General features: G+C 62.0%; 3 protein-coding genes. 2 read left to right on the forward strand and 1 reads right to left on the reverse strand.

Annotated elements, in window-relative coordinates; all coding sequences use genetic code 11:
* Positions 1–294 precede the first annotated feature (294 nt).
* Together VEK15_11925 and VEK15_11930 are read left to right on the forward strand one after the other, a co-directional pair.
* On the forward strand, positions 295–525 hold the full coding sequence (locus VEK15_11925; protein ID HXV61397.1) for a hypothetical protein: 231 nt from the start codon (positions 295–297) through the stop codon (positions 523–525).
* Between the two features lie 219 nt (positions 526–744).
* Entirely contained in the window at positions 745–3,465 is a 2,721-nt protein-coding gene (locus tag VEK15_11930; GenBank protein HXV61398.1) for a protein kinase, read from the forward strand.
* Here VEK15_11930 and VEK15_11935 read toward each other — a convergent pair.
* A complete protein-coding gene (locus VEK15_11935) occupies positions 3,462–4,613 on the reverse strand; it encodes an AAA family ATPase (protein HXV61399.1) in 1,152 nt (383 codons plus the stop codon). The two genes, VEK15_11930 and VEK15_11935, sit on opposite strands and share 4 nt — an antisense overlap.
* Between the last annotated feature and the right edge of the window lie 373 nt (positions 4,614–4,986).

Below are 4,986 nucleotides of genomic sequence, written 5' to 3' on the forward strand. Positions count from 1 at the left end.
TCGCTGACCGCTCTTTCGACGACTTCCTTCAACGCGCGCGGATCGTTCTCCTTCAGGGAATCACGACTGTCCGCCACGAACCGATCGACATCGAACATTTCGACCCCTCTGCTTTCACCCGAATTCTACCTCTCGAGGACCGACGTTCCCAGCATCTTAGGTTGCGCACCGCGGGACATTGCGTCGCCACGATGACAGGCTCTCGCGCTTCTGCTTGGCTCACCCTGCCGTTCCCCCAGGCGTTCACTCCTATTGGAGGCGATACAATGACGCGCTGCCAAAAAGAGGGTGCCCATGGACGCAACGTTCAGACCGGCCCGGCCGGAGGACGCCGAAGCCTTTGGAGAAATATGCTACGAGGCTTTTACCCAGGGAGAACCGCTCGAGAAGAAGATCTCGGGCTACCAGGTGCGCGCGGCGACCGAAGACGACCTGGAAGCCTGCAATGCCTCGCCAAGTTCGCCGAGCCGAAATCGAGGAGCTCGGACTCCGACGCAGACATACTTTCTTGACTGGGACGCCTAGTCGAGGAGACCGGCATCGCCGCGCCGACGTGCATCGACGGGTCGCGCTGATCTGGGTCTGCCATTGTAGACTTACAGGGTGCACCGCGACCTCGAAATGGCTATTCGAACACTTCGACGCGCCAAGGCTCCCGTGAGGGTTCGGTAAGACTTTCGCCAGCTCCGTCCCGGACGGAGTTGCTTCAAGTAGCACTTTAGGTCTCTGCGCACGTGTGCCAAGATGGCACGCACCATGGCCCTCGCCCCTGGAACGCGCCTCGGCCCTTACGAAATCGTCTCGCCCATCGGTAAGGGCGGCATGGGTGAGGTCTACCGCGCGCGAGATACGAAGCTCGAGCGCGATGTTGCGATCAAGGTGCTTCCCGACGAGCTTGCCGCCGAAGAGGAGCGCGTCCGACGGTTCGAGCGGGAGGCCAAGCTTCTCGCGTCGCTGAACCATCCGAACATCGCGAGTATCTACGGCTTCGAGGACTCTGATCGACGCGTGAAAGCGCTCGTGCTCGAGCACGTCGAAGGTCCGACGCTCGCGGAGCGGATTCAGGAAGGCCCGATCCAGATGGAAGACGCCGTCGCCATCGCGAAACAGATCGCGGACGCGCTCGAGGCAGGTCATGAAGCCGGCGTCATCCACCGCGACTTGAAGCCCGCGAACATCAAGCTCAAAGAAGACGGCACGGTGAAGGTGCTCGACTACGGACTCGCGAAAGCGCTCGAAGCGGATTCGGCGAGCGAAGCCGACGCGGAGCTGTCCCATTCACCGACGCTCACCCGCCAGGGAACACAGCTCGGCATGATACTGGGTACGGCCGCCTACATGAGCCCCGAGCAGGCCAAAGGCAAGCGCGTCGACAAGCGGACGGACATCTGGGCATTCGGGGCAGTGCTTTACGAAATGTTGACCGGCCATCGCGCCTTTGCCGGCGAGGACGTCTCCGACACGTTGGCGGCCGTACTCCGCGCCGAGCCGGATTGGACAGCACTTCCGGCCACGACTCCGAGTTTCATCCGACAGGTCTTGCGGCTTTGCCTCACGAAGAATGCGAGGGGGCGGGCGCGTGACATCGGTGACGTGCGTCTGGCGTTGGAAGGCGCCTTCGAGACGGTCGCGCAGGTTGGGTCGACATCGGACGAGGCTACGACGACGTGGGCTAAACGGCGGCGGGTGGTCCCACTGGTGGTCGGCGTCGCGCTGGTCGCGGCGATGATCTCGGGGCTCGCCGTCTGGTCCGCGATGCGGTCGCCCGTTGTGGCCGTCGATGTCACGCGATTCACGATCGATTCGCCAGACCCGTTCGAAGTCGCGCCTCGCGGAAAGGACCTCGCGGTATCGCCGGATGGACGCTTCGTCGTGTACAGCGGAAGGATGCCCGATAGCAACTTCTCGAAACTGTACGTGCGATGGGTCGACGGTCTCGACGCGTTGCCGCTCTCGGGAACCCAGGAAGCTGAAAGCCCTTTTGTATCTCCCGACGGACAGTGGATTGGGTTCTGGATGAGTGGCGAGCTCCGGAAGGTCTCGGCACTCGGAGGACCGGTGATCAAGGTGGCCTCCGTCCCGCTCGTGATGCGTGGAGCGAGCTGGGTTCACGGTAACCGCATCATCTTCGGTTCACCCGGTGGAGGACTCTTTGGAGTGTCGGGTGAGGGCGGCGAACCCGAACAGCTCACGACGCCGCCGGAGGGCGAGTCCCACGGCTGGCCATCCGGGGTACCGAACGACGGGGTGGTGTTGTTCGCTCGCAGTCCGGTCAGATTCGCTACCAGCGGAGCAGAGCTCGCGGCTCTCTCGCTCGACACAGGGGAAGTGAGGACGCTCGGACTGACCGGGACCAGTCCTCGCTATGTCCGGACAGGCCACCTCGTGTTCGCCGTGGCCGATGGCACGGTGCGCGTGGTGCCGTTCGATCCCGATCGATTGGAGGTCACCGGTGGCCCGGTACCGCTCGTCGAGAACGTCGTCGTGAAGACCTCGGGTGCCGCGGACTTCGATGTCTCCGATGCGGGACGGCTCGTATACTTGGAGGGCTCCGGGTCCAGCTCAGCATCGCGACGTCTGGTGTGGGTGAGCCGCGATGGCCGCGAGGAGCCGATCGACGCATCGGGCGGCGGTTACCACACTCCGCACATCTCGCCCGACGGCACGCGGGTGGCCGTCGATCGCGCGGACGCCGACGGTGCAGACATCTGGATTTTCGATCTTTCCCGCGGCACCGAGACCAAGCTCACCGCCGATGCGTTCGTCGAGGCGAACCCCCTCTGGACGCCCGACGGCACGGGAGTCGTCTACGGATCGGCCGGCGCAATCGAGGGCGGCATCTTCTGGAAGTCCGCGGATGGTACGGGTGAGGCCGATCGGCTCATGAGCGTCGATGCCGGGACCGCCATGGTGGGGCCCTCGGCCTGGTCTGCCGACGGAACGACACTCGCGTTCTGGATCGTAAACGTCTCGACGGACATCGGCCTGTTGTCAGTTGGTGGCGACGGAACGCCGACGCCGCTCATCGCCGGGGAGTTCATGGAACAGGTGCCTGCTATCTCGCCCGACGGTATGTGGATCGCGTACGAGTCTGACCAGAGTGGGCGGGAAGAGATCTACGCGCAACGGTTCCCCCGGCTCGGCCAACGCGTCACCATTTCCACCGATGGCGGCAGGCAGCCAGTCTGGTCCCGAGACGGACGCGAGCTGTTCTATCGTTCCGCCAATGGCATGATGGCCGTACCGATTGACACGTCTCCCACGTTCAGCGTGGGCCAGCCGACGTCGCTGTTCGAGGACGACTACTACTTCTTTCTCTCACGCCGCACCTACGACGTCGCGCCGGACGGCGAGCGATTCTTGATGGTCACGGCGGGTGACGCGGCCGCTGATGCGAGACCGTTCCGGATCGTTGTCGTGGAGCACTGGTTCGAAGAGCTGAAGGCGCGAGTGCCCACCAACTAGGGAGGTGGTCGATTCGGTGTCAACTCGCGCAGGAACTCGTCCACCGGAACACAAAGAATGTCGTCGATCACGATGCGCTCGGACCCGCGATACAAGAGACGCCCCGCTGCTTCGGGGTAGTCCGAAAGAAAAGATCTCAGGGGGCGCAAGTCCGACCGACGGATGGTGGCCCGGTGCTTGACCTCGATCGCGTAAAAGCCGTCCGCGCCGTAGACGACGAAATCGACTTCCGACCCGGACTTCGTCCGCCAAAAGCTCAGTTCGAAGTCGGTGCCGGAATAGTCGATCCACGCGCGTAGATGCTGAGCGACGAGACCTTCGAGAGCGGCACCACCGATCTCTTCGGGCATGTCGAGTGGGCCTCGAGGTCGGATCGATTGGAATACACCGGCATCGAACCAGAAGAACTTTGGGTGAGACGTGAGCTTCCGTTTCGCCCGTTTCGTGAAAACGGGAACACGAAAAGCGAGCAGCAAGTCTTCGAGAACGCCCACATAGGATTCGACCGTGTTTCGATTTACTTCGCTTTCGCGCGAGACTTCGCTTACGTTGATGACGCCGGCGTGCGAGAAACTGATCGCCTCCAAAAAACGATTGAAAGCGTCGAGACGGCGAACAATCCCTTCGTTTTGTACCTCTTCTTTGACGTAGGCTGCTACGTAAGTCCTGAGAACGTCGTCGGGACGGTCCGAATCCCAGACGAGGGGCACGAGACCGCGAACGAGAGCGGCATCGAGATCGAACCGCGACCCCAATTCAGAAGCCATGAAGGGATGTAGAGAGCGTAGTATTGCCCGTCCGGCGAGAAGATCGACACCCGTGCGCCTCAGTTTGCGCGCGCTGGAGCCGGTGAGCACGAACCTCGGCGCGCGCTCGGTCTCGATCTCCTGGTGAATGACGTCGAGCAGGCTCGGAACCTTCTGTATCTCGTCGACCACGACGATTCGCTTCGAAGGCTCGGCGGCGATGCGGCCGCGGAGGCGCTCAGGGCGGGCGAGATAGCGACGGTGTTGCTCGGGATCCAGAAGGTCTATCCAGATTGGGTCTTCGAAGTGCTGCCGTAGCCAGGTGGACTTTCCGGTACCACGGGGTCCGAAAAGGAAGAAGCTCGTGCCTGGATCCTGGAAAAATCTTGGTACTGATGTCATTTATGCTGCGTTTTTTATACTATCAATGAGATTTCAGCTCAAGTTTGACGCATTCGTGTCCTGTTGTCGAGGTCCTGGGGGGCTCGTGACAGGTAGACTCGTCCGGACGGCCTGGTCTGAAAACATTGCAACCAAGAAACTTATAGGACCTCGTCCGGACGAGGTGGAGCAGCCTGCCCGGTGACACGTCTCAACGTCGTTCCGGATCCTGGCTCGACGAACCTACTTCGCCCCGACAAAGTGAATTCATCATAACGACAACGTTCGGGCTTCGATTTTTGCCGTTTGAAGAATGGACGAGTCGTCGGTTTAGCGTGCGCGTCGACCGCCTTCACCCGAGCCTGCTCGGGGCTCATGTAAGCGGCCGTTCCCA

It is taken from the genome of Vicinamibacteria bacterium, assembly GCA_035620555.1.
Classification (GTDB): Bacteria; Acidobacteriota; Vicinamibacteria; order Marinacidobacterales; family SMYC01; genus DASPGQ01.